Source organism: Virgibacillus natechei, assembly GCF_026013645.1.
Lineage (GTDB): Bacteria > Bacillota > Bacilli > Bacillales > Amphibacillaceae > Virgibacillus_L > Virgibacillus_L natechei.
On sequence record NZ_CP110224.1, the window covers coordinates 1,278,294 to 1,304,344 of the forward strand.

The 26,051-nt window shown below is 36.9% G+C and carries 29 protein-coding genes and 1 pseudogene; 23 read left to right on the top strand and 7 right to left on the bottom strand.

What is annotated here, in order from left to right:
• Positions 1 to 273 precede the first annotated feature (273 nt).
• The 8 genes from OLD84_RS06800 to OLD84_RS06835 all read left to right on the top strand — a co-directional run bounded on the left by OLD84_RS06800 (position 274) and on the right by OLD84_RS06835 (position 7,932).
• Entirely contained in the window at positions 274 to 1,290 is a 1,017-nt protein-coding gene (locus tag OLD84_RS06800; RefSeq protein ID WP_209463291.1) for an ABC transporter substrate-binding protein, read from the top strand.
• 121 nt (positions 1,291 to 1,411) lie between these two features.
• Complete coding sequence (locus OLD84_RS06805; RefSeq protein WP_209463292.1) at positions 1,412 to 2,269, top strand: ABC transporter permease; 858 nt, start codon at positions 1,412 to 1,414, stop codon at positions 2,267 to 2,269.
• Positions 2,269 to 3,474, top strand: coding sequence for a quaternary amine ABC transporter ATP-binding protein (locus OLD84_RS06810; protein ID WP_209463293.1), 1,206 nt, complete (start codon positions 2,269 to 2,271; stop codon positions 3,472 to 3,474). The genes OLD84_RS06805 and OLD84_RS06810 overlap by 1 nt, the downstream gene beginning before the upstream one ends.
• A 143-nt stretch (positions 3,475 to 3,617) precedes the next feature.
• A complete protein-coding gene (locus OLD84_RS06815; RefSeq protein ID WP_209463294.1) occupies positions 3,618 to 3,851 on the top strand; it encodes a hypothetical protein in 234 nt (77 codons plus the stop codon).
• A 292-nt stretch (positions 3,852 to 4,143) separates the two neighbouring features.
• Complete coding sequence (locus OLD84_RS06820) at positions 4,144 to 4,965, top strand: S1C family serine protease (protein ID WP_209463295.1); 822 nt, start codon at positions 4,144 to 4,146, stop codon at positions 4,963 to 4,965.
• Between the two features lie 126 nt (positions 4,966 to 5,091).
• The gene (locus tag OLD84_RS06825) at positions 5,092 to 5,808 is read left to right on the top strand and encodes a PRC-barrel domain-containing protein (protein WP_209463296.1); all 717 of its coding nucleotides are present in this window, start codon (positions 5,092 to 5,094) and stop codon (positions 5,806 to 5,808) included.
• A gap of 475 nt (positions 5,809 to 6,283) precedes the next feature.
• A complete protein-coding gene (gene sigI, locus OLD84_RS06830; protein WP_209463297.1) occupies positions 6,284 to 7,009 on the top strand; it encodes an RNA polymerase sigma factor SigI in 726 nt (241 codons plus the stop codon).
• A complete protein-coding gene (locus tag OLD84_RS06835) occupies positions 7,006 to 7,932 on the top strand; it encodes an anti-sigma-I factor RsgI family protein (protein ID WP_209463298.1) in 927 nt (308 codons plus the stop codon). The genes sigI and OLD84_RS06835 overlap by 4 nt, the downstream gene beginning before the upstream one ends.
• Positions 7,933 to 8,036: 104 nt before the next feature.
• On the opposite strand, the gene OLD84_RS06840 is transcribed toward OLD84_RS06835, so the two are convergent.
• On the bottom strand, positions 8,037 to 8,273 hold the full coding sequence (locus OLD84_RS06840; RefSeq protein ID WP_209463299.1) for a YhdB family protein: 237 nt from the start codon (positions 8,271 to 8,273) through the stop codon (positions 8,037 to 8,039).
• Positions 8,274 to 8,440: 167 nt separating this feature from the next.
• Between OLD84_RS06840 and OLD84_RS06845 the strand changes: the two genes are divergently transcribed.
• A complete protein-coding gene (locus OLD84_RS06845) occupies positions 8,441 to 9,181 on the top strand; it encodes a YhcN/YlaJ family sporulation lipoprotein (RefSeq protein WP_209463300.1) in 741 nt (246 codons plus the stop codon).
• Positions 9,182 to 9,286: 105 nt separating this feature from the next.
• Here OLD84_RS06845 and OLD84_RS06850 read toward each other — a convergent pair whose 3' ends face one another.
• Together OLD84_RS06850 and OLD84_RS06855 are read right to left on the bottom strand one after the other, a co-directional pair.
• Positions 9,287 to 10,108, bottom strand: coding sequence for an IS3 family transposase (locus tag OLD84_RS06850; protein WP_264917487.1), 822 nt, complete (start codon positions 10,106 to 10,108; stop codon positions 9,287 to 9,289).
• Between the two features lie 49 nt (positions 10,109 to 10,157).
• Positions 10,158 to 10,634, bottom strand: coding sequence for a helix-turn-helix domain-containing protein (locus tag OLD84_RS06855; protein ID WP_264917328.1), 477 nt, complete (start codon positions 10,632 to 10,634; stop codon positions 10,158 to 10,160).
• Between the two features lie 168 nt (positions 10,635 to 10,802).
• Between OLD84_RS06855 and OLD84_RS06860 the strand changes: the two are divergent.
• The 7 genes and pseudogenes from OLD84_RS06860 to OLD84_RS06890 all read left to right on the top strand — a co-directional run.
• Positions 10,803 to 11,372: pseudogene (locus OLD84_RS06860) on the top strand (class I SAM-dependent DNA methyltransferase); the annotation flags it as partial.
• 78 nt (positions 11,373 to 11,450) lie between these two features.
• Complete coding sequence (locus tag OLD84_RS06865) at positions 11,451 to 11,912, top strand: S-ribosylhomocysteine lyase (protein ID WP_209462371.1); 462 nt, start codon at positions 11,451 to 11,453, stop codon at positions 11,910 to 11,912.
• 31 nt (positions 11,913 to 11,943) lie between these two features.
• Positions 11,944 to 12,867, top strand: a complete 924-nt coding sequence (locus OLD84_RS06870) for a PLP-dependent cysteine synthase family protein (RefSeq protein ID WP_209462169.1) — start codon at positions 11,944 to 11,946, stop codon at positions 12,865 to 12,867.
• Between the two features lie 12 nt (positions 12,868 to 12,879).
• Entirely contained in the window at positions 12,880 to 14,013 is a 1,134-nt protein-coding gene (locus tag OLD84_RS06875; RefSeq protein ID WP_209462170.1) for a bifunctional cystathionine gamma-lyase/homocysteine desulfhydrase, read from the top strand.
• A gap of 283 nt (positions 14,014 to 14,296) precedes the next feature.
• A complete protein-coding gene (locus OLD84_RS06880; protein WP_209462171.1) occupies positions 14,297 to 15,667 on the top strand; it encodes a dipeptidase in 1,371 nt (456 codons plus the stop codon).
• A 78-nt stretch (positions 15,668 to 15,745) separates the two neighbouring features.
• Complete coding sequence (locus OLD84_RS06885) at positions 15,746 to 16,498, top strand: (S)-benzoin forming benzil reductase (protein ID WP_319962075.1); 753 nt, start codon at positions 15,746 to 15,748, stop codon at positions 16,496 to 16,498.
• Positions 16,499 to 16,588: 90 nt separating this feature from the next.
• Positions 16,589 to 16,699, top strand: a complete 111-nt coding sequence (locus OLD84_RS06890; protein WP_209462172.1) for a YjcZ family sporulation protein — start codon at positions 16,589 to 16,591, stop codon at positions 16,697 to 16,699.
• 39 nt (positions 16,700 to 16,738) lie between these two features.
• On the opposite strand, the gene OLD84_RS06895 is transcribed toward OLD84_RS06890, so the two are convergent.
• On the bottom strand, positions 16,739 to 18,385 hold the full coding sequence (locus OLD84_RS06895; RefSeq protein WP_209462173.1) for a putative ABC transporter permease subunit: 1,647 nt from the start codon (positions 18,383 to 18,385) through the stop codon (positions 16,739 to 16,741).
• Positions 18,375 to 19,100, bottom strand: a complete 726-nt coding sequence (locus tag OLD84_RS06900) for an ABC transporter ATP-binding protein (RefSeq protein ID WP_209462174.1) — start codon at positions 19,098 to 19,100, stop codon at positions 18,375 to 18,377. The genes OLD84_RS06895 and OLD84_RS06900 overlap by 11 nt, the downstream gene beginning before the upstream one ends.
• A gap of 157 nt (positions 19,101 to 19,257) precedes the next feature.
• On the opposite strand from OLD84_RS06900, the gene map reads away from it, so the two are divergent.
• Both map and OLD84_RS06910 read left to right on the top strand, forming a co-directional pair.
• Entirely contained in the window at positions 19,258 to 20,013 is a 756-nt protein-coding gene (map, locus tag OLD84_RS06905; RefSeq protein WP_209462175.1) for a type I methionyl aminopeptidase, read from the top strand.
• Positions 20,014 to 20,041: 28 nt separating this feature from the next.
• Positions 20,042 to 20,806, top strand: coding sequence for a cobalamin-binding protein (locus OLD84_RS06910; RefSeq protein ID WP_209462176.1), 765 nt, complete (start codon positions 20,042 to 20,044; stop codon positions 20,804 to 20,806).
• Between the two features lie 90 nt (positions 20,807 to 20,896).
• Here the strand turns inward: OLD84_RS06910 and nhaC are convergent, their stop codons facing one another.
• Positions 20,897 to 22,264: a Na+/H+ antiporter NhaC gene (gene nhaC, locus OLD84_RS06915; protein ID WP_209462177.1), complete on the bottom strand. Its 1,368-nt coding sequence runs from the start codon at positions 22,262 to 22,264 to the stop codon at positions 20,897 to 20,899.
• Positions 22,265 to 22,752: 488 nt separating this feature from the next.
• Here nhaC and OLD84_RS06920 point away from each other — a divergent pair, with 488 nt between their 5' ends.
• Together OLD84_RS06920 and OLD84_RS06925 are read left to right on the top strand one after the other, a co-directional pair.
• On the top strand, positions 22,753 to 23,436 hold the full coding sequence (locus OLD84_RS06920) for an AzlC family ABC transporter permease (protein WP_209462373.1): 684 nt from the start codon (positions 22,753 to 22,755) through the stop codon (positions 23,434 to 23,436).
• A complete protein-coding gene (locus OLD84_RS06925) occupies positions 23,433 to 23,726 on the top strand; it encodes an AzlD domain-containing protein (RefSeq protein ID WP_209462178.1) in 294 nt (97 codons plus the stop codon). The genes OLD84_RS06920 and OLD84_RS06925 overlap by 4 nt, the downstream gene beginning before the upstream one ends.
• A 344-nt stretch (positions 23,727 to 24,070) precedes the next feature.
• On the opposite strand, the gene OLD84_RS06930 is transcribed toward OLD84_RS06925, so the two are convergent.
• Entirely contained in the window at positions 24,071 to 24,952 is an 882-nt protein-coding gene (locus tag OLD84_RS06930) for a cation diffusion facilitator family transporter (RefSeq protein ID WP_209462179.1), read from the bottom strand.
• A 251-nt stretch (positions 24,953 to 25,203) separates the two neighbouring features.
• On the opposite strand from OLD84_RS06930, the gene OLD84_RS06935 reads away from it, so the two are divergent.
• The 3 genes from OLD84_RS06935 (at position 25,204) to OLD84_RS06945 (ending at position 26,024) form a co-directional block, all read left to right on the top strand.
• Positions 25,204 to 25,437 (top strand): IDEAL domain-containing protein, encoded by a 234-nt coding sequence (locus OLD84_RS06935; RefSeq protein WP_209462180.1) that lies wholly within the window; start codon positions 25,204 to 25,206, stop codon positions 25,435 to 25,437.
• A 102-nt stretch (positions 25,438 to 25,539) separates the two neighbouring features.
• Complete coding sequence (locus OLD84_RS06940; RefSeq protein WP_209462181.1) at positions 25,540 to 25,767, top strand: hypothetical protein; 228 nt, start codon at positions 25,540 to 25,542, stop codon at positions 25,765 to 25,767.
• Positions 25,764 to 26,024 (top strand): methyl-accepting chemotaxis protein, encoded by a 261-nt coding sequence (locus tag OLD84_RS06945; protein WP_209462182.1) that lies wholly within the window; start codon positions 25,764 to 25,766, stop codon positions 26,022 to 26,024. Before OLD84_RS06940 ends, OLD84_RS06945 begins: the two co-directional genes overlap by 4 nt.
• Positions 26,025 to 26,051: the final 27 nt, after the last annotated feature.

Here is a 26,051-nt window from a genome sequence, read left to right on the forward strand (position 1 = left end):
TAACCACTATTTTTGCTATCTTTTAACTGTTAAGTAGATTTGTAGATTTATGTCGAATTAGGTAAGGTTATAATGTAGTAAAAAGATCCTGAAATTTCATGATACATTGTCCTCGTAAATGGAATCGATCCACATTTACAATCTAAGCTTGATAACCTTCACCTGTACGGATTACATATTTCAACTTAGAAAAATTATGTTTTTTAGGCTTTTGCAACTTCAACAATACTTCAGGGAACCAATCAAAGGAAGAATAAAGGAGGAAATATATTTATGAAAAAGAAATTAATCGTTTTATTTTCTATTTTTATTTTAGTAGTACTTTCTGCCTGTGGTGATGATACGGAATCAGAAAATGATACGGGAACGGAAAGTGACATTGACACCATTGTTTTGTCTGATGCGGGATGGGACAGTAACCGTGTTCATAATAGTATTGCACAAATGATCATTGAAGAAGGTTATGATCAGGATACAGATGTAACAGCAGGAACAACTGCAGCAACGTTTCAAGGACTTGTTGATGGCGACATTAATGTTTACATGGAAGCATGGACGGATAACATAAAAGAAATCTACGAAGAGGCGATTGAAGCTGGTGATATCGAAGAGATTTCTGTAAACTTTGATGATAATGACCAAGGGTTGTATGTACCAACATATGTTATTGAAGGTGATCCGGAGCGTGATATTGAACCAATGGCACCTGATTTGAGAACAGTAGAAGATCTAAAAGATTATCCTGAGGTGTTTGAAGATCCAGAAGATCCAGAGCGTGGGAGAGTTATCAATGCACCAAGTGGTTGGGCTGTGCAAGAAGCCATTGATGCGAAATTTGAAGTATATGGTTTGGACGAAACATTAAATAATTTTATGCCAGGTTCAGATGCTGCTATTGTAGCTTCTCTTACAGATGCATATGAATCAGGAGAGGCTTGGGTTGGCTATTACTGGTCACCTACAGGAGTTACAGCACAATATGATTTAACACTATTGGAAGAGCCTGCATTTGATGAAGAAATATGGGAAGAAACAAAAGCGACAGAATTTCCTCCAAATGATGTTACGGTTGCCGTTCATAAGGATTTACCAGAACAAGCACCTGATGTCGTAGAGTTTTTGAGTAATTATGAGACGAACAGTGATCTTACGGAGCAAGCTTTAACCTATATGGATGAAAACGATGCCGACCCAGAAGAAGCTGCAATCTGGTGGATGGAAGAACATGAAGACATTTGGACAAGTTGGGTTTCCGACGAAATTGCTGAAAAAGTAAAAGAAGCTTTGTAATAACATAGAAGCAGCTGGCCGTGGGTTAGCTGCTTTTCCACTTAAAACTGTAGAAGAACAATATTTTTGCACGAACAAGCAGTATAAACGATTAATAAAATAACAGAGAGGAAATAATTATATGGGAAGTTTTCCTGATATACGTACACAATTAGGTGATTATGCAGATCAATTTGTAGGGTTTTTAGATACAACATTTGAGAGTTTGTTTGATTTAATATTTTTTATAGCATCTCGAACGATTAGTGGGATTTCAGATTTTTTAATATGGATGCCATGGTGGTTTTTTATTCTGATTGTAATTTTATTAGGTTGGTATTTCAAATCGATATTATCAGGTGGCCTTTATGGCTTATTTATATTCATAATAGGGACATTCGGCTTATGGGAAGATATGATGGTGACAATTTCTCTTATTATTTCAGCCGTATTGATTTGTTTAATAATTGGACTTCCTGTAGGTATATGGATGGCATTTAGTAAAGGGTTCTCTAATGTGATGCGACCGCTTCTTGATGCCATGCAGACAATGCCAAGTTTTGTTTATCTGATTCCAGCTATTTTCTTTTTTGGATTAGGAAATGTATCTGCTATTTTTGCAACGTTAATTTACGCTGTGCCACCCGTTATTCGTTTAACAGAATTAGCTATTCGTGGTGTAGACAAGGAAGTAGTCGAGTCTGCTGAATCGTTTGGTTCATCAAAATGGCAAACGCTGAGAAAAATTCAATTGCCACAAGCATTGCCAACGATAATGGCTGGAGTAAACCAAACAACAATGATGGCACTTGCAATGGTTGTTATTGCTTCCATGGTAGGAGCCTCAGGACTTGGGGAGCAAGTACTAGTATCGATCAATCGTATTGATATCGCATTAGGTTTTGAAGCAGGTATTAGTATTGTATTTTTAGCTGTTATAATTGACCGCATTACGAACGGAGTAGCAGATAAATTTCAAAAGCATAGGGGTGTAAATTAATGTCAAAAATTAAAATAGAAGAGGTTTCAAAAATCTTTGGCCCAAAGCCGAAATCTGTTATTCCGATGATAAAAGATGGAAAGTCTAAAGAAGAAATTTTAGCAGAAACCAATCATACAGTTGGTGTGTACAATGCTTCGTTAGATATTAAGCAAGGGGAAGTTTTTGTTATTATGGGGTTGTCAGGCAGTGGTAAGTCAACCTTTATAAGGTGCTTTAACTTATTGAACAAACCAACAACTGGTTCTATCTTTCTTGATGGGGAGGATATTGTAAAATATAATAATGAACAGCTTAAAAAAGTAAGGCAAGAAAAAATAGCAATGGTTTTCCAGCACTTTGGTTTATTTAGTCATAAAACGATACTGGCAAATGTTGAATATGGGTTGGAAATTCGTAATGTATCAAAAGAAGAACGTCATGCAATTGCAATGGAAAATATTGAAAATGTCGGATTGAAAGGCTATGAAGATAAATATCCGGATGAATTATCAGGTGGGATGCAGCAACGAGTTGGCTTAGCTCGTGCTTTGGCAAATGATCCGGAAATACTATTGATGGATGAACCATTCAGTGCACTTGATCCGTTAATTCGTCGTGAAATGCAGTTGGAACTCTTAGATATCCAGGAAAGATTGCAAAAAACGATCATTTTTATTACGCATGATGTAAATGAAGCATTTAAAATAGGTGATCGAGTTGCTGTGATGAAAGATGGTCGAATTGTACAGGTTGGGACACCAGAGGAAATTATTGAAGCACCTGCAAATGAATATATCTCTGAATTCATTAAGGATATTGATCGGTCGAAAGTATTCCAGGCAGAGCATGTTATGATTAAGCCAAATGCGCTGGTTTCCATTAAAGATGGCTTAAATGTAGCTGTGAAGGAAATGGAGGAAAACGGAATATCCAGTGTGTTTGTTGTCGATCGCGGGCGTCGCCTTCAAGGTATTATTACCATTGACGATGCCATCAAAGGTATAAAGGAAAAGCAAACATTGGAAGAAGTTCTGCGTCATGATGTAACAGTAGTTAAACAAGATGAATATGTGAATGATTTAATTCCAAAAGCGCTAGAGTCAATGTTTCCTCTTGCGGTTGTAAATGAAGAAGAGAAAGTGGTAGGTTTTATTTTACGTGTTCATGTATTGTCTGGATTGGTTGCAGAGGATATTAATGAAAGTGAAGAGTATTATGGATAATATTGAAAAACAGTTAATCAATTAGATTAACTGTTTTTTTAAATTCAATCATAGTATAAATGACTCATTTTTCTAAAAGTTAATTGTCTCTATTTGCCGAATGATGTAAGATAGATAAAACAATTGATGAGGAGGTTGACGAAATGGGAGAGATAGTTCGTAATTGTCGTTTGTGTAAAATGCGAATGGAAAGTGGCCCATTTACGATGTGCGCAACTTGTCTTGTGGAAAATGAAAGAGTTACAAGTTTTATTAATAAAAAACCTCACGTGTCAATAGAAGAGATTGCTCGGTCAACACATGTACCTCATAAGAAAATTGAAAAAATGATAGATTTGGGTCTTAATCGCAAAAATAAAAATATAACGAATGCGTAATAGTCCCTTTTTCAAATAACCTTACAGTGAATAACTCATTTAAATGAGTTATTTTTTTCGTAGTTTAAAGGACAGGTCGACTAAATACGGCACGTCCTGGGACTGCGCGTAAATGCTCATCCCACCGAAAACATTTGTAAGTCATAAACGCCTAATGAAAGAAGTTTTTGTAGAATATCGAGTAGTAAGTTGTTATTACTTTTTTTCTGATCATGATACGATAGAGAAAGTAAATATGATTTTTGGATTTGTAAAATATAAGAAGAATTGAGCGTTTTTTGTGGGGTGACTTATGGATTATGATGAGGAAAAAGAGAAACCTGATATTATAGATGAGGATTTGTATGAAGAATTTGATGACGAAGAGCTTTATGAACTCGTACAGGAAGAACGTGAGAAAGCCTTAGAGAGAGCGCAACAGGATAAAAGTGATGAAAAAACAACACGACGATTTCCTAAATGGCCGTTTTGGCTTATTGCGATTGTTATGGTCTTCAATGTAATAGCGCTATTGCCGCAAACATTCTCGATCCCAGCAATTGATTTTTTGATTACATCAGCTGAGTTGTCAACGAATGAAGAAATTCAATCCTATAAGGAAGCAGTCGTGGTAATAGAAACGGATGAGAATAAAGGAACAGGCTTCGCTATTTCAGCAGAAGGGACCATTTTAACAAATCATCACGTTATAGAAGGAGAAGAGAGTGTCACTGCCGCTTTTCCGGAAAATGGCCTTTTCTCAGCAGAAGTTGTGGATACCTATCCAGAAATTGATATAGCAGTCCTAGAGACAGAAGCAGCTGAATATTTGCCGTATCTGGAACTCGCTGATGAAGCTGCCTTCGAGGTAAATGATCCCATCTATTTTATTGGTAACCCTTTACAATTTAATGGGATTGCCAATAAAGGAAATATGATAGGTTATACTCAATTAGCCAGTTGGGAAGAAGAAGTATTGATGATTGAGGCACCTGTTTATCGCGGAAACAGCGGAAGTCCGGTTATAAATGATGACGGGGAAGTGATTGGTGTTATATTCGCTACACTGGATCATGAAACACATGGAAATGTTGGACTTTTGGTGCCAATTGATTATTATTATGAATTTCAGTAGAGGCTAGGATCATATCAGTTCTTAGCAGCTATATCTGTTTGAGAAAGGGTAACATCCCCTTTCTATTGTTTGATATGAAACGAAAAAGGGTATTAATTACTATAAACGTTTGGAGGTGTTAAGTCCATGTTATACTTCACAACAGAATTAAAAACATACCATATATATGCTTCTGATGGTGAAATGGGGAAAATAAGAGACCTGTATTTTGACGACACACAATGGGCTATACGTTATGCTGTAGTTGACACAAGAAAGTGGCTTCCAGGTAGAAGGGTACTATTGTCCCCTACAGCCTTTATTAATCTGAATGAATCTAATGAGAACCTGGAAGTGAAATATGATAAAGAAGCAATTCGCAATAGTCCCGCCATTCCTGAGGAAAATCCGATATCAAAGGATGTTGAAGACTCCTTAATTGATTATTATGGTTGGAGCAGGTATTGGATAGGAAACGCATTGTGGGGGCCTGAATACGGTCCGTTATCTACATCTAAAGGAGAAGAACCGACTAAAGAGCAAATGAAATATGACCAACAAATGAACGGGCAGGATTATGATTTAAGAAGTGAAAACGAGACGATTAATTATAAAGTACATGCCGATAATGGAAAAGTAGGAAGAGTTGCAGATATGATTTATGACGATGAACAATGGAAAATACAATACATCGTGGTACAAAGCAATGAAAGTATGGTTGAAGAAGAATATATTGTCTATACTCCAGGGGACATACAATCCGTCGATTGGTTTGAAGAAGATATATATGTAAAAGGATCACTAGAAGAAATGAAACAGAGTAAATTATATAAGAGCAAAGAAGAAATCTTAAGTGATCTTTGATTTATTCTACGCAGATAAGTAAGAAAGTATAATTTTCCTACCTGCATAAGTGCGGGACTTTGGTTATCACCATAAAGTTTGGGGATAAGCAAGGCTTCTAACAATATAATATGCGAATTTGATCAAATGCCTCTCGCTAATTGGGGGCATTTTTAATTTGATTTAATATCTCAGAAAAAATGTAACATTTTAAATTTATACATAAAAAACATGTTATCGTCATATTGGTAATTAATTTTTAACGAAACTGTAATTGTTTTGATCTATCTATCGAGTGGGCTTGTACGTTATCATTATACATATTAAACACTGTTGAATGTTATAAATTATAGAATTAGAGATGGTGAATCATGATGATATATAATAATAATAATAAAGCAAATTGCTTACATAAAAATAAATGTCTAATAGATACAGTCAAAAAGAAAATGGATAAAACGAATTTTATAATGGCTGGGGGTGCTTTGGATTGATAATGAGCAAGTCAGTAAAAGACACACCCCTAAATGAAATGATAACCCTAGCACAACAAGGGGATCAAACAGTTCAGAATTATCTCTTAAAGATGTACCAACCATTTATCGCTAAATGTGTTTCTGAAGTTTGTAAACGATACATTGATCCAAAGCGAGATGATGAGTTCAGTATTGGTTTATCTGGTTTTAATGAGGCCATATTAGCCTATTCAGCTGAAAGAGGAAGCTCTTTCTTTACCTTTGCAAAGCTTGTCGTAAAGCGGAAAGTAATAGATTATATTCGCTATATTCAAAAAAAACCAGCTGCTGTGTCGTTAGATGAAACGTATGATGTTGAACAAATGGAAAATCCATTAGAAATTGTCGCTGTTAAAGAGCAGTATCAGATAGAGCAGGATGCCTGGTATCGTAGAGAGGAAATTATAGATTTTAAAGAGAAACTGAAAGCTTACAAGTTAACACTGGAAGACTTGACAGAAGTATCGCCAAAGCATAAGGATGCTCGTGATTCGGCTGTTAGAATAGCTAGGCTGCTTTATGAGAATGATCAGTTAAGAAAATATGTTATGCAAAAGAAAAAGCTACCAATTAAGGAATTAGTGAGTGTTGTAAATGTAAGTAAGAAAACGCTGGAACGAAATCGCAAATTTATATTAGCGATGTTTGTCGTCCTCAGTGGAGACTATATATATCTTCAGGATTACCTAAAGGGGGTGGGTCAGTGAAAAAAGGAATCGTAATGGAGCAACATCGTCATTATACCATTATCATGACAAAAGAGGGCATGTTTCAAAAAGCTATGCCAATTCAACGCACAGTTATTGGTGCTGAAGTTTCCTATACATTACTAAATAAGAAAAAGAAGTTATTCATCTTTGCTAATCCAATGAAACAAATGAAACAAGGGAATGTACCAACGCAATTGCTTGTTACGGTTTGTTTATTCGTGTTCCTATTTGTGCCTCTCTATTTAATGATGGGAGAAAATGAAACATATGCTTATGTAAATGTTGAAATTAATCCTAGTATTGAATTAGAGGTGGATGAAGATATGGCTGTGCATTCTATCCGTCCTTTGAATAATGAAGCGTCAACGATTGTGAGGGAAATGCCAGCATATCAGAATAAACAAGTGGATAAAGTAATCGAGATGATAATGGATAAGAGTGAGGAAACAGAATTTATAAATGACAAAAAAAGTATGCTTGTAGGTGTTAGTTATGTTAAAGAAGGCAAAGAAAGCAATTCAATACCTGAACCTCTAAAAATGCAATTTCCAATGGATGATACCGAATGGCAAATTGCATCCTTTCATGTACCAAAAGGATTACGGGATACAGCACAAAATAATAACAAATCAATGAATGAAGTTTTGGCTACTGCATTAAAAGAAGATAATACAACTGTGGAGTGTTCTCAAGCGTATTCGGTGAATGATGAAGAAAGAGCAATTATTACTAATTTTTATAATATGGACACCGAAAACCATTCAGAAGGCGATGTGGTAAACCCAGAGAAATATAATAATGAGAAAGAAAAACCACAGTCTAGAGATCAACATCCGAGTGAGATGGAAGAAAAAAATGGAGAAATTAACTCTAAAAATGATAACAATCAAACAACGATCAAGGTCAACAAGATTAGATAAGAGGTAAGGAAAGCCCTCATTCAGGTAAAAAAACAATGATAAGAATAAAAAAATTAATTTTATATAAACAGAGGCACATCCCCAATAGGATGAGCCTCTGTTCTTTATATTTCCATTACAATCGCAGGTTCATACTTCATTGCATGGTCTATATAATAAAGAAGATTATCGTGAGAGCTCATTATTTTTGATTGGTCCAACGAATAATGGTAAGCATTTAAGAAAAGTTGGATCTTTTTTGATAACATGTCATCTTCCGTTCGTACCATGACTACAAGTAAATCATCCCATTGTCCCCATAGTGTATAATACAGTGCTTTATCATAATCCGGAATGTCCATTTTTCCCCTCCTTAAAAATAAGGATACTAATAGCTTTCCCGTTTTTGATATATAATGACTGGAACATAATGCATGGTGTGATTACCAAAAATAGGTTTAAAACCAAAAGAATAATAATAATTCCCTGCTCCATACTAAAAGCAAAATAGTAAAGGAGGAATAAATCAATGAAATGGAAATTATTTAGCGCTTTAGCAGTGCTTATAATAGCACTTGGAGCATGTGGAAATGTCGATGATGGTACGCAAGATCAAGAAGGAGCAACGGGTACGAACAATGTTGAACAGACTAGGTATAACGATAATACCGGAACCAATACGGAAAGAAATACTGGAGAGGGTATGACTGGTAATCGTGACCATACAATGGAAAGAAATGCCGATCGTAATCAAAATCGAAACCCAAACCAAATAAATAATAATCAAGGAAATACGAATCAGGGACAAGGAAATGACCGATTTGATGTTGCTGAAGAAGCTGCAGATCAAATAACGAATGAAGTGGATGAAATTGATCAAGCATATGTACTAACTACTGATAATAATGCATATGTTGCAGCTGGACTGGATACGGATAACAGAGAACGTAATGATCAAGAAGGTGGCCAAAACGGCACAACGAACCAAGGTGGTACTACAGGTAACCAAATGAATGATGGAAATACCAATAACCAAGATAATAATGACCGATTTGATGATGCAATTAGCGACGACGTAAGAGAAGAGATTGAAGATATTGTGACTTCTGTTGATAATGATATTAACAATGTGTACGTATCAACAAATCCTGAATTCTTTGATTTAACGAATAATTATGTGGATGATGTAAATCAAGGCGAACCGATTCAAGGTTTCTTTGATCAATTCAATAATATGGTTGAACGAATATTCCCGAATACAACAAATTAATAAATAAAAAGCGAGTGACTCCATCTTAGGAAGGTGGTTACCCCCAAAAGTTAGAGTTTTATTATGCAGCTGATTGGATGGATTGAGTTCGGTACTCAACTGGACTCAATCCATCCATTTTTCTTTTGAACGTTCATGATTGTACCAGTAGATATATTCTTCAATCCGTCTTTTTAATTCTTCATAGCTTACTAATTCTTCCCCATAATACATTTCTTGCTTTAAAATGCCAAAGAAATTCTCTATCGGCGCATTATCTGCGCAGGTTGCTTTGCGTGACATACTTTGAAATACGTTGTTCTTTTTTAATGTTCTCACCCATTGATTGTGCTGATAGTGCCAACCTTGATCAGAATGGATGGTGGTCCGATAGGTTGCACGACTTTTTATTATCTCTATCGTTTCTTTTAAAGGTTTCATGACAAGATCTAATGTTGGACGTTTCTTGATTTCAAACGCAATAATTTCTCGGTTATAAAGATCAAGAATTGGATTTAAATATAATTTCTCTTCGCCTAGACATTTGAATTCCGTAATGTCGGTTACTAATTTTTGAAGGGGGATTGGTGTGCTGAAACGACGTGCTAGTCGGTTTTTCGCTACTTTCCCTACGTTCCCTTTGTAGGAATTGTATTTACGGGATTTGCGCATAAACTTTACACATTTTAACCCCAATTCTTGCATCAGGCGATACACTTTTTTATGATTAATACAATGTCCTAATTTCTTTAATTCTTTCGTAATTCGTTTATATCCATAACGTTCATGAAACTTCTTAAACAGGTTTGTAATGAGTTCTTTTAGTTCTGTTTCCGAATCTTCTTTCTCAAAGTTTTTGACATGGTAGTGATAGGTTGCTTCAGGAATATCCACTGCTACGAGAATATCCTTTAATCTGAATCCTTCTTGTTTGAGCTCGAATGCCAGCTTTGCTTGAACTTTTCGTGGAAGGCATTCGGATTTTCCCGAAAAGCTTTTAGCTTTTTAGATACGCGTTTTCTAGCCTTAGTAGTTCATTCTCATGTTTCAACTCTTCTTCACGCGTTAAATTCTTCTCGTCTTTCTTCTTAGGTTTATTGTGTTTCTTAGACATAGAAGGTCGCCCCTTTGATTTTGGTATCAGGCCTTCTATTCCTTGTTCATTAAATACTTTCATCCAATGGTTAATTAATGAAGGATTGTTCAATTTAAATTGATCAGCAGTTTCCTGATAAGAAGCACCTGTCTCTAACATAAATTGTACAGTATCTAATTTAAATTGAACAGAGTATGCTTCTTTCCTTTTTCTTCGTTTTAATCCCTCCATCCCTTGAGTTTTATAGGCTCTTACCCAATCTTGTAATGGTGTTTGAGAAGGCATATTGTATTTTTTTGCCAATAATTTATATCCCAGATTCCCATGCAAATACTCAGTGACAAGTTTAATTTTAAATTCTTCACTATATTTAGCCATAAAAACACCCCCGAAAGTTAGATTTTTCTACTCTAACTTTCGGGGGTCAGTACCGAATCACTCGCTTTTTTCTTTTAAAAAACTGCAACATATGCTATGCTTAATCATATATTCATACTATCCAGAGAAATTTACTCTGCTTAATAAATATAATGGAGTTGAATACCCATGGGACGAGAATTTTTAAATATATTTGATGAATGGGCAAAGGATTACGACTTGAGTGTAGCAGGGTTAGATCCGCAATATGAAGCAGTATTTAAGAATTACGATCGAATTCTAGATGAAGTGGTTAATCACTCAAATGGTCATGTGCTTGAGTTTGGCGTTGGAACTGGAAATTTATCAGAAAAGCTAATGGAGGCAGGCTTAAAGGTAATTGGAATGGAACCTTCACGTGCGATGCGAGAAATAGCAGCAGAAAAGTTGCCTGATCTAACGTTAATGGAAGGGGATTTTATTACTTTTCCAGAAGTTGAATCGGTAGAAACGATCGTAAGCACGTATGCATTTCATCATTTAACAGACGATGAAAAAGATAAAGCGATCAAACGATTCGCTGAAATATTGCCAAAAGGTGGAAAGATTGTCTTTGGTGATACGATGTTTGAGACTGTTTCAGCAAAGGAATCGATGATCAACACTGCATTCGAACAAGGGTTTGAGGATTTGGCAGAAGATCTTGTTCGGGAGTACTATCCAACGATTGGTGTACTGCAAACTATTTTTAAAAAGTACGATTTTGATGTAACATTTAAACAAGAAAATGATTTTGTTTGGATAGTTAAGGCGATTAAAAATGAGGAGTGGATCAACATGGCAGAAAAAATGAACGTAGAAAGTTTTAATCTTGATCATACAAAAGTGAAAGCACCATACGTAAGATTGGTTGGCGTAACAGAAGGTAGTAGCGGTGATAAAGTATATAAATATGATCTTCGTTTTAAGCAACCAAATAAAGCGCATATGAAAATGGATGGATTGCATTCAATCGAACATATAATGGCGGAAAACATCCGAAATAATATAGATAATGTATTGGACATCGGGCCAATGGGTTGCCAAACTGGTTTTTATTTATCTATTCTGAATAATGATAATTATGATGAAGTACTTGTGGCACTAGAAAAAACGCTAGAAGATGTGTTGGAGGCAGATGAAGTACCTGCATGTAATGAAGTGCAATGTGGTTGGGCAGCCAATCATAGCCTGGAAGGGGCGAAAGAAATTGCCCAGGAGGTGTTGGGTAAACGAGCAGAATGGCATGAAGTATTCTAATACGAACTTTTAAGGAATAAGAGGGAAAGATATGGCGATTTATAGGTCAATTCAATCTTTAATTGGTGATACCCCTTTGTTGGAAATTACCAAATTTCCGCTTCCAGAAGGGGTGCGCTTATTTGCTAAATTGGAATTTTTTAATCCTGGTGGAAGTATAAAGGATAGACTGGGTGTCGAATTAATTGAGGACGCATTAGCAAGCGGTGCCATTAAAGAGGGTGGTACGATTATCGAGCCTACTGCTGGAAATACTGGGATAGGTTTAGCATTAGCGGCGCTGGATAAGAATCTTTCGGTAATATTTTGTGTGCCGGAGCATTTTAGTCAAGAGAAGCTATTCATTATGAAGGCGCTAGGAGCAGAAATTATTAAAACTCCCCGGGAAAGTGGTATGACTGGGGCTATTGAAAGAACAGAACAATTACTCAGAGAAATTCCCAATAGCTTTACCCCGCAACAGTTTTCGAATCCTGCCAATCCGAAGACATATTATAAAACATTGGCACCAGAAATATGGAATGATTTGAATGGGGATGTGGATATATTTGTTGCAGGTGCAGGTACTGGCGGTACGTTTATGGGGTCTGCACACTTTCTCAAAGAAAAAAAATCTGACATAAAAACAGTAATTGTTGAACCAGAAGGGTCCGTCATCGCAGGTGGGAAACCAGGCTCACATCGGACAGAAGGAATAGGCATGGAGTTTTTACCAGGATATATGGACCGATCTTATATGGATCAGATTCATACTGTTACAGATAAAGATGCATTTCGATTCGTGCAGGAACTAGCTGAAAAAGAAGGATTACTTGTTGGCAGCTCATCTGGATCAGCAATGTTCGCGGCATTAGAAGAAGCCAGAAATGCAAAGCCTGGAATGAATATTGTAACTGTTTTTCCGGATGGAAGCGATCGATATTTAAGTAAAAATATTTATTCAGATGAATGGTAGAGGAGAATAGACATGCGAGCGAAAACAAAAATGATTCATGGTGGGATAACAGGTGACGAGCAGACGGGTGCTGTTTCTGTACCGATATATCAGGTGAGTACGTATAAACAGGAGAGTGCAGGAAATCATGGTGGTTATGAATATTCACGTACTGGAAATCCGACAAGACATGCGTTAGAGACAGTCATTGCCGATCTGGAAAACGGCGAAGCAGGTTTTGCATTTGGATCGGGAATGGCTGCCATCACTTCTGTTATGATGTTACTTCATGCAGATGATCATGTCATCATGACGGATGATGTGTACGGTGGTTCTTACCGATTAATGACCAGTGTGTTAAATCGCTTTAAATTGGATCATAATTATGTTGATACAAGTTACCCTGAAAAAGTGGAAGCATCGATTCAAGAGAATACGAAGGCAATATTCATTGAAACACCAACAAATCCATTGTTAAAAGTAACGGATCTTAGCAAAATAGCTCAAATAGCTAAAGAACATGAACTTTTACTGATTGTTGACAATACATTTGCAACTCCGTATTGGCAGCAACCGCTTGATCATGGCGCAGATATCGTACTGCACAGTGCAACGAAATACATTGGTGGCCATAGTGATGTCGTGTCAGGGTTAGTTGCTGTAAATTCCGCTAAATTGGCTGAAGATCTTCATTTTATTCAAAACTCAGTCGGGGCAGTTCTAGGGCCACAGGATTCATGGCTTCTCATGCGTGGGATTAAAACACTTGCACTACGCATGGAAGCAATCGAAGCAAATACGAAAAAAATTGTGGAGTTTCTACAAAACCATGATTTGGTATCCAATATCTATTATCCAGGATTAACTAGTCACCCTGGGCACGATATTGCAGTGAATCAGGCAACAGGTTTTGGAGGGATGCTATCCTTTGACGTTGGCAGTGCTGAAAGGGCGGATAAGGTATTAGGTAATGTAGAATATTTTACATTGGCTGAAAGTTTAGGTGCGGTGGAAAGCCTAATCTCGGTGCCTGCAAAAATGACCCATGCATCGATTCCAAGAGAAAGAAGACAGGAACTTGGTATTACCGATGGACTAATTCGTTTATCGGTTGGGATTGAAGATGCAGATGACCTAATAGAAGATTTACAGAAAGCATTGGATTAGTGAAAAAGGATGGTTTACGAACCATCCTTTTTGTTTGCATAGCTAAACTATAGAATTTAAAAGCTGTGGATAACTTATACACTGAAATAGCCACGTCCAGCTAGATAAGGTGTCAAAAACGGCAATTCTTTTTGGTGGGACGAGTAAGCGCAGTCCCAGTCCCAATCTTTTAGAAAACAGTCTTTATTTTTCGTCATTGAGTAAGAAAAAGAGACACTGAATGAAGTTTCACGATATGGTATGCTAAAATGAAATAGTATATTAATATCGAGGAGGAAAGATGATGAGTGAACAAGCATTAGCCTACTTAAAAGAAAATCGAACTATTCTATTGGAAAAATTAAATGAATTCTTGTCTATTCCCAGTGTGAGTACAGACAGTGATCGTCAACAGGATATACATAATGCTGCAGGATTTTTAGTTACATATTTAACAGACATTGGCTTTGAAAATATTGAGAAGAAAGAAACGGCTGGCCATCCACTTGTATACGCTGAATATAATGGAGCAGGACCTGATGCACCGACTGTATTGCTGTACGGACATTATGATGTACAACCGGCTGATCCTCTTGAATTATGGGATAGTGACCCATTTGAACCCGAAGTGAGAAAGGGACGTCTCTTTGCTCGTGGATCCAGTGATGACAAAGGACAAGTATTTATGCATCTTGCTGTTTTTGAAGCATATATGAAAACAGAAGGGAAGATTCCATTAAATGTAAAAGTATGCATTGAAGGCGAAGAAGAAATTGGAAGTGAGAACCTGTACGAGATGTTAAATGATAATAAAGAGTTATTTAAGGCTGATTTTGCTGTGATATCTGATTCAGGAATGGTAGCTGACAATCAACCAACCATTTTATATGGTTTAAAAGGTTTTACCGGAATTGAAATAAATGTAACAGGACCTGATCATGATCTGCATTCAGGAATATATGGTGGCGCAATCCGTAATCCAATTATGGCTTTGAATCATATCCTTTCTTCCATGAAGAATGAAGAAGAAGTGGTTACGGTTGCTGGTTTTTATGATGATGTTGACCCATTGACAGATGAAGAGAGAAAACTAATTGAAGCTGTACAAGGAGAAGATTTTCCAACTGCAACCGGAGCACCCGAAACGGCTTCAGAAAAAGGCTATACAGCAAAAGAGCATACGATGGCCCGTCCGACTTTCGAAATAAATGGTATCTATGGCGGCTATCAAGGGGAAGGAACAAAAACGATTATTCCATCCACAGCCACTGCAAAAATCACATGCCGCCTCGTTCCAGGTCAGGATCCAGAAAAAATTCAGCAATTGCTTGAGAATCATATAGAGCGTACAGCACCATCTGGAGTAACGGTAGATATAAAAAAAGAAAAATTATCTGCAAAGGCATATAAGGTGGAACCAACTAATAGCTTGATAAAAAAGGCAGCCAATAGTTATACAAAAGCATTTGGTAAAGAAACAGTCTATGTACGCATGGGAGGTTCTATTCCTGTGGTAGAATGGATTGAAGAGATTTATAATATGCCAATTGTATTACTAGGCTTTGGAACTCCTGAAGATCGTCTACATTCTCCAAATGAAAGTTTTCCATTGAATAGCTTTGATAAAGGAATGGAAACATTGGTTTATTATTGGAATGAAGTGAAAGAAACGTAATATGCTGCACCTATTTTTTCCAGTTAGCCCATGCCTTCGTTGCATAAGGGCGATCAAGTTGTGAATGAGGAGGTTGAGATGATGAAATATGCTGTTGTTACAGGGGTGTCGAAAGGGCTTGGTGAGTCTATAGCAACCTTATTCCTGGAGTCTGGAATCCATGTAGTAGGTATTTCCCGAAGTACCAATGATCAATTACCGAAACTCGCTTTAGAAAACAATATGATGTATCATCATTATGCATGTGATTTAGGTGATACATTGGCTTTAGAAAGAACGTGTGATGATTTATGTGAAGAAATTTTTACCGAAGATCTAACAGCACTTTATTTAGTGAATAATGCAGCAGTTCTAGATCCAATAGATCAGGCGATGCATATAAAAAGGGAAGAGCTAGAATATCATATACAAGTCAATACTATTGCGCCAATGCTTTTGATGAATTTATTTTTGAAGAAGGCCAATGAATCAAATGTTCCTTTTGCAGGTGCAAGCATTACTTCAGGTGCTGCTGAATCCCCAATGAATGGTTGGAGTGCATATTGTAGTTCGAAAGCAAGTATCAATATGTATACACAGACAGTAGCGTTGGAACAAGAAAACACGGAAAGTAACGTGATTGCTTTTAACCCTGGTATTATGGATACAGCGATGCAGGAGAGAATTCGTGAAACCTCAAAGGAAAAATTTACAGAAGTGGAGAAGTTTAAAGCATATAAGAAGAATAATATATTAAAAGACACCGATGCTGTTGGTGGTGTTCTTGTAGATATCCTGACAGACGATGAAATTGAAAACGGAAAGATATATAATGTAAAAGATTATTTATAATCTCGGGGAAAACTGTGTAACCGCCCTTCCTAATTCTGATTTGCTACATAGTATATATAGTAATCTGGAAAAAAACAGGGAGGGAAATATATGAGTGCAGTTCAAACAGGCGGCTCTGGCTTCGCGCTTTTGGTCGTCCTATTTATATTGTTAATTATTATCGGCACCGCTTATACAGGTGGTGGTTATGGAGGCTATTAACTAATATAGAGATGCAGCGGACAACTGCTGCATCTCATGTTATATTTGCTGATGCGCATTGGTACTGATTTTTTTTTGTAGTAATTTGTGTACGACAAAAATAGCGATAAGCAGAAAAACAAATAAGCTGAATGAGCTCATCCATAATCCTTGAATAACATCCATATTCCATACAACGAGTACAATAAAACCAAACGTACCAGCTGTGAATAAGAGCGCGTATAAGCCAGTCAGTCTAGCCTTAAAAACTTCTTGCTCATCCGTCCAGTTCAATTTAGGTGTCTTGAAGTCCAGGTACGTTCCCAGCGCACTCGTAAACCAATTTGCCAATAAAACAAGAACCAACCAAATGGCAATCATATAGAACGGGATTTCCATAACCAAACGTAAAATAATTAAAAATAGTAGTACCGTAAATAAATTGATTGTCCAAGCAGTAGCAATTTTAAAAATGAAAACTTGTCTTGGGTCTAGTGGTAAAAATAAGTTTGCCTCCCAGTTTTTCCCTTCTCGTGAGATAGATGAAATGGATGTGGCATTCGTTCCTAGAATAAATGCAGCTGCAAAAAATAGTATTAAAATGCTCTCTTTTTCGGAAAAGAAATGCAGAAATCCTGTCAGTGAACTATTACCGGAATCAAGCATTAAAATAATTACGATAAAGACAGGGCCGAACAGGCTTTGAATCACACATTGCATTAAAAAGGCTGGCGTCCGAAATATGATGCGTAACTCTTTTAATATATACGTTAACCAAATGGGGCGATTCGTAATGTGTTTTTTCACTTTCTTGTCTGATACTTTCCTTTTGTTTCCAGTTCCAACACCTAATACGCCTTTTAGATATAATAGCTGTCCTAACCAAATGAAAAGAAGAAAAAACACTAAACTAATAGCAATGGAGGCTGTAAAATAGAATAGGCCTACCCATGTAGAAGCTTCGGTTAGTGCAAGTGTACTAACAAATGCTGGTGGATAAAAAGACGTGATCATTTGTAATAAATCATTTCTATCTTGAATAAAGGATGCGAAATCTGTACCAATATCATTCGGGTTCATATTTAATCGCACGAGAACATTGATTAAAATAATAAAACCTAATGAAAATATTCCTGTGAGAACTTTTGAACGATCCTTGTTTTTCGCAATGTTAACAAACCGCATGACAATCATCAAAAGGCAGGAGGCGATTGTAAATGGAATGATTGGAAGCAAAACGAAAATAATGATGCCAAACAGGTAATAGACAATAGAAGCCCCACTCACAACTCCATAAAAAAGGAATGCAGGTAAAAAGATAGCAGCTGTAGCTATATAGAGATACAAAAAAGGATTAGCTGCTTTTCCTAATAATAGCTGATAGGCATGAAGCGGAAAGGGAATAAATGATTGGATATCTTCTGCAAAATAAAATGCACTTAATACCGTTCCAATACTAATGAAAAATAGTAAAGTATGGATAATCAAAAACAAAATTCCGAGAATTATTGATTCCTGCCCTAATGGCTGGAGCACTTCATATAGGGTTGCGATAAAATTGTTTACCACTGTTATGTATAAAGCTGTAAAAGGTAGTAGGAACACTGCAGCAATAACGTATAACCAAGTATGCGATGTACGTTTACCAGCTTTTGAGTATTGCATTTTAAGCATTGTTTTCATAACAAGCCATGTTTTATTCATCATTCGTCAACTCCAGGAAAACATCCTCTAAGGTCTGGTCCGTTTGATACTGGTCACGCAGCTTCTGCATACCACCATAAAAAATGAGTTCTCCTTTTTTAATGATGGCAACCTCATCACATAATTGTTCCACGACCTCCAATCCATGACTAGAAAAAAATACAGTATTTCCTTTATTGGCATGCTCCCGCATCATTTCCTTTAACTTATAGGATGACTTTGGGTCAAGCCCCGTTAATGGTTCATCTAAAATCCAAATAGCAGGCTCATGAATTAACACACCTGTGACAATGATTTTTTGGCGCATACCATGAGAGTAGGTTTGAATATGATCACCCAACGCATCATAAATTTCAAATTGCTTGGTTAACCGTTCAATTTTTTCTTTCCGAATTTCTTTTGGAACATTAAAAATATCACCAATGAAATTTAAGTATTCCATTCCTTTTAATCGAAGGAACATATCGGGTTGATCCGGAACATAGCCAAAGATATTCTTTGCTTTGATTGCATTCTTTTCAATATTTATCCCGTTCAACATGATTTCTCCCTTATCAATGGGTGAAATTCCTGTCATCATTTTTATCATCGTTGATTTACCGGCACCATTAGGACCCAAAAATCCAACGATCTTTCCATCAGGAATGGTCATGTTGATATCATTAATTGCCTTCCGTTTCCCAGGAAAGCTCTTTTTAACACCATTAATTTCAATCAATTCTATTCCTCCTGTTAAGTGCTAACTTACTGAAAATGCTTTTATTTTATGGTACACTTTATGATGTAGATTTTGACTTTTAAACATGTATAACAAATAGTTTAACATAACATAATCGTATAACGTATTTTGATGAATAATAGAAAGGGAGAAATAGATGATCACAAGAAAAAGCAAACGTGAAATTGAAAAGATGGAAGCAGCAGGAAAGTTGCTGGTTCAAGCACATAAGGAAATAGCGAAGATGATAAAGCCAGGTATAACAACAATGGAAATCGATACCTTTATAGAAAAGTTTTTGGCTGAAAATGGTGCCACTCCAGAGCAAAAAGGTTATAATGGATATCCAAATGCAATCTGTGCATCCATCAATGATGAGATTTGCCATGGTTTCCCAAGAGAAGAAAAATTAAAAGATGGAGATATCGTAACGATTGATATGGTTGTGAATCTAGACGGTGGATTGGCAGACTCTGCATGGACGTATACGGTTGGAAATGTTGACGAAAAAGGCAAGCGTTTATTAGAAGTATCCAAGACATCTTTGGATAAAGCAGTTGAGCAAGCGCAAATTGGAAATCGAATTGGTGATATTGGTCATGCCATTCAGAGCTATGCAGAAGGTGAAGGGTTCTCGGTAGTGCGTGACTTTACTGGCCATGGCATTGGACCAACCATACATGAAGAACCGCATATCCCTCATTTCGGTTTGCCCAACAAAGGACTTCGTCTAAAAGAAGGTATGGTTATTACCATCGAACCAATGATTAATGAAGGTAGCTGGCACAGTAAGATGGATGATAATGGCTGGACAGCTAGAACGGTTGACGGGGGACGTTCGGCACAATATGAACATACCATTGTTATTACGAAAGAAGGCCCATTGCTGACAACGGATCAAGCTAAATATTAGGTAAAGTAGGGAAGGTTGGGATTATGACATGCGTGTTGTATCGATTTGTCCAAGTAATACCGAGATTGTAGACTATTTAGGGAAAATTGATTTGTTAGTTGGTGTAGATGATTTTTCCGATTGGCCAGAGTCGGTGCTTCAACTGCCGCAATTAGGGCCAGATCTTTCTATCGACATGGATAAAGTTGCAGCTTTAGAGCCGGATATCGTGCTAGCATCGTTAAGTGTTCCTGGAATGGAAAAAAACATTGAAGCACTGGATGAACGAAAACTTCCCTATATTATTTTAGATCCTAATTCGTTAGAGGAAATCGCGGCAGATATTAAGAAAGTTGCTGTCGCATTGGATTGTGAAACGTTAGGGGAGCGAAAAGCTGTTGAATTTATCGCAGAAGTTGAACGTTTCAAGAAAACTGCTTCTCTTCAAAAGGCCAAACCCACTGTATACTGGGAATGGTGGCCTAAGCCGATTTTTACACCGGGTTCTCTGAATTGGTTAACGGAAATCAGTGAACTGGCGGGTGCTGAAAATATCTTTGCTAACGAAGGTGTAGCAAGTGTTCAAACAGACTGGGATGATGTAAGGGAACGTGACCCAGATCATATTTGCATGGTGTGGGTTGGTGTAAAGGAAGAAAAAATGAACCCTGAATTAATCAAGAAGCGCCCTGGCTGGGATGCGATGCAAGCCATTCAACAAGCTAATATTCACGTACTTGAGGAATCATTGTTTTGCAGGCCCTCCCCAAGGTTGTTGGAAGGTTTAAGAAAATTAGTTGATACGATATATTAAAAAAAGGTTGTCAGACATTCTGACAACCTTTTTCTTCCCTTATAGGAGCATTCGATTCGACGTAAGAACTGCTAGTGTAAAGTATACCATTTAATTCTTTGCCAATGTTCTTCCGCCAAATAGAATGGTAATAACAGGGCTTATTAAACAAAAGAAGGCAAATGGCAGATACGTAAGTACTGGAACACCGAGCACATCTGCAATAAACACCCCACATATACTCCAAGGAACGAGTGGATTGATTACTGTACCTGCATCTTCCAATGTTCTTGAAAGAGCTTTATTCGGAAGACCGGCTTTGCGGTATACGCCTTTAAAGGTTTCACCGGTTAACATGATGGAAAGGTACTGCTCCCCAATTAATACGTTTACCCCAATAGCAGTTGCTGCGGTTGAAACAATAATAGACCGTACATTTCGAAGTTTCTCCTGAAAGGCAAATAAAATACTTGGGACAATGCCTGTTACAAACAACAACCCACCAAACCCCAATGCCAAAATGACAAGAGATATAGTGAATAGCATACTATTAATACCGCCTTGCGTTAATAGCTCATTTACTGGTTGAAAGTCAGTCGAAGGCGTATACCCGTTAAACCAAATGTTCCAAATATCAGTCCAGCTGAGTCCACTCGTTATACTTGCAAGAAGTGTTGCCATCGAGCTACTGATACCTAGTGCAATAAATGCTGGAACTTTAAAAATGGTGCTAAGCACTAAAAGGATAAATGGTATCCATGATGTCCAGTGGATTAAATTTGTTGCATGTAATGCAGCTTGATAGTCATTTCCACTTTGGACAGAGACAGCTTGATCTGGTGATAAAAGAACAAACAAAATAAATGATAGAATAAATGCAGGAATTGTTGTCAGGCTTATATGTTTAATATGTTCAAATAAGTCTACTCCCACAATGGTTGAGGCAAGATTTGTTGTATCCGATAATGGGGACATTTTATCACCAAAGAAAGCACCGGAGACAATTGCACCTGCCGTAATGGCCATGGAGGCATCCATAGCGCTCCCCATTCCAATAAAAGCAACGCCAATTGTTGCCGTAGTCGTTAGTGAACTCCCAAGTGAAACACCAATAATGGCAGTAATAGCAAATACAATTGCATAAAACCATGTACCACCAATTAAAGAGAATCCAGTATCAATTAAAGTGGGGATTGTACCACTGACCATCCAACTGCTGATTAGGATACCGATTAATACAAACAAAAAGACAGCAGCCATGCCTGATTTTGCTCCAGCTATCATTGATTCTTCCAATACTTTAAATGAAATCCCTTTTACCAATCCATAAGCTACAAGAATGAATATACCAAGCAATATGGGAATATGTGGATTCGTTTCTAAACCGATAATAAAATAACTAATCAAACCAATGATTAGGATGAAAAAAATGATTGATTCAATTACTGATGGGTTATGTTTTGGATTAATTGGAAACATGAATTGTTCTCCTTTCTTACGTATATTAGCGTGCTGTAGTTATTTAGATATTCACAGACATGGATTAATTTCCTAAACAAAAAAGCCCCATCCCTAAATAGGGACGAAGCTTTTTCTCCGCGTTACCACCCTGATTGATGAACAATAAATCGTTCAACCTCTCACTATAAAAAATCCATTCAACCGAATGTGTAATTCAATTAATTTTTGCCAGAGCTTGCAGCGGCCGCCCTGTCTCTATAGCTGCTTAAAAATAACCTACTTCGCATTCTTGGATTAGCATATTAACTTTTAAAATAGTAATATCGAATATACACTGGATGTACTAGATCTGTCAATATTTATTTTAAAAACAGCTGGAGCCTGAAATCAACTTGCTTTTTTATTTTACATATATCAGATATAATAGTCTGAATTATTATACGTTGGGAGGGTGGAAAGTGGGGAGCAAAGTAGCTGAAAACAGTCCTAATTCACAAGCTATACATATGTTTCGAAAAGGTATTGCAACTGGCTTTCCTATCATGCTTGGTTATTTGCCAATTGCAATTACATATGGTGTCTTAGCAAAACAGGCAGGTATGTCATTAGCAGAATTAACATTAATGAGTGTAATGGTGTTTGCAGGTGCAAGTCAATTAATGGGTGCTAATATGATCGCTGTAGGGGCCGGGGCTTTAGAAATAATTATAGCTACTTTTGTATTAAATTTCCGGCATTTTGTGATGAGCTTATCATTCATGAATCGTTTGCGTGATATTGGGTTAAAATGGAAGGCTCCCTTATCATTAGGCTTGACGGATGAAACGTTTGCAGTATCTGCTTTAAATACAGAAGAAGCTAAAATGGAAAAAGGTGCTTTTTTCTATACAGCTATCATTTTAACTGCTTATGTCGCATGGATATTTGGTTCATTTCTTGGTGGGGTACTCGGTGAAGTTATTCCGGAAATACTTAGTCAAAGTATGGGAGTTGCGCTGTATGCAATGTTTATTGGACTATTAATACCTTCTGTAAAAAAAGAGCTAAAAGTAGGGTTGATCGCCATCATCGCAATGCTGATTCATGCCATATGTGTTTATTTAGGTATAAGCACGGGATGGGCAATTGTACTGGGGACCATATTAGGTGGAATGAGTGGCATTTACTTGTTGAAGGAGGAGCGGACATGATTTTATTAATTATTATAGGCATGTCACTAGCAACGATGATCCCAAGAATAATTCCAGCATTTGTTGTCGATAAGTTACAGTTTCGCGATTGGATTAATCGTTGGTTAAATGCAATCCCATATGCAGCATTAGGTGCGCTTATTTTTCCAGGAATATTAACGGTCATACCAGAGCGGCCACATATTGGCTTAATTGGTGGGATCGTGGCAGTTGGATTAGCTTATATTGGTCTTAATGTAATAGTGGTTGTCATTGGTGCTATCGTTACTGTATTTCTTCTCATGATATAGTGCAAAAACAGGCAGAGGGTTGTAGTGATTCGATTCGTAAAGCTAAATTTGAAGATGTAGAGCAATTACTGCGATTCATGTTATAATTTGGAAAAAAGTATGTGTAGTTATTAAATTGATGAGAGGGATTTATCAAATATTACATAGAATCAAGCCAAAAGCGCAAGCGCCCGTTTAGCGACGTACGGAGGTGAAGGAAATCGCGCTAGTCGCTGGGCGCTGGAGCTGGACGTGGCTATTCCAGTATAGAAGTTATCCACAGCATTTAAATTCTATAGTACGCTATGCAACTAAAAAACCAGGCTACCCCAGTGGATAGCCTGGTTTTTGTGAACAATGACAATTCATGAATCAGTTTTTTCATTATACGGTTCAATATGGATATGTGCATACATGATAGTATGCTTTGTTGCTAGATAATTCTCAATACGATCCGTTATATCATGGCTTTCCTGCACATTAAGGTGCGGATCGACAAGAATCGTAATGTCAACAACTGATTGGTTTCCATGTATGCGTCCTTTAACGTCAACAACTTTTTTTACATCTGGATCCTTCGTAATACTTGTTCGTATCTCTTCAAGCAGTTTTTCATCAAAACCGTCTGTTAATGTATGTGTTGCATCTTTAAAAATGTCCCAAGCTGTATTACAAATAATAATACCGACAAGCAGACCAGCTAAAGGGTCCAACCAGAATAAGCCAAATTGCGCACCAATAATTCCAATGAAAGCACCAATACTAACAAGTGCATCAGCTCTGTTATCCTGTGCTGCTGCATATAAGGCACCACTTTGCACTTTTTTGGCAAGTTTTAAATTGTACATATAAACGAAAAACATGATGATAGCAGATCCTATCGCAACCCAAGCTGTTAACATATCCGGTTTCACAGATTCTAAGGATGCTACTTGTTGAAAGGATGAAATAATAACTTGGATACCGATAAGCACCATAATGAACGCTGCAAATAACGAAGCGATTGTTTCTGCTCTATAATGGCCATAGTGATGATCTTCATCTGGTGGTTTTCTAGAAATTTTCAGGCCAATTAAAACGGCGACGGCGGCTATTACATCGGTGGCATTATTCAAACCATCTGCACGTAAAGCATCCGAGTTACCAATATTGGCAACAACTAATTTAACGACGGCAAGCACGAGATATGTAATAATACTGACCCAAGCGCCTTTTTCTCCCTTTTTTAAATTATCGGTATGATTCATATAATACCCTCCCATAATCATCTAACAGTCTAACAAAGTCGTAACTGGGGGTCTAGAGAAACATTTAAGGCCTTCGTTACTTATTTTGTCATAGTCAAAATAAGTTTACGAAGGAAAAAATAGCGATAGAAATTCTATAAACTTAATGTACCTCTCGATTGAAAAGAAATTCACCAATTATAAGTATATAATGTTGCAATTATTTGTGAAATTTAAGATAATAGAAAAAAGTAGCAAAGGGGGCGTGTTCCATGAAACAGGAAAAACTGATGTACCGATTTTATCGGTACGAAGGTAAAACCCTTCAAGCTAAAAGAAAAATCCCATTTGAAATAGAACTAACGGCTCGACTGCTATTGGATGAGCTGTGCTTTAACTGGAACAAAAATAAATTAGAATCTGAAATTAACGACTCGATTGAGACCAGAAATGAAGATGAATTTATAAAATTAAGTGAATTATTCAAACAATATGTTTGGGAGTAACGTACAAACCTAGAATAGCCTTACCTCATGGTGAGGCTATTTTGATGATTGGATAGGTGTCATTTATCATATATAATAATACCAATATTAAGGTGGGAAGTCATGGGGGAAAATCAATCAATTATACATAACCAGAATCAAGTGCTGCTTTATGTTTTGTTGTTTTCTATATGTTTAGGAGTAGGTGTGGAAATAATCGTTGGGGCACCAATAGAAAATCTATTGGCACTTGGTTTCGGTGGAGGGTTGACCGTAGTACTTATTGGTGTATTTCAGTATAAACAGCAACGAGTATTTCTACTACAACAGATAGTACAAATCAATTATTGAATAAAATGATGGATTCTTTTACGAGAAGTACTGCTGATGGCGAAGCGTTAAAAGACTTATCGCTCAAAGGAAAACAATCCATGGATGAATTAACAGGAACAAAGGATGGTTTCCAACAATCCTTTGAAAAGCTAATAGGTAATATGGATCATCTTGTCCAAAAATTAGATGAAAACAATAGCTTCACCGTAAAAATACAAGACATTGCTGAACAAACAAATCTGCTAGCAGTCAACTACCCACCACCGACTTTATAGTCTGATTGAAGTGGGGGCTTGAAAAAA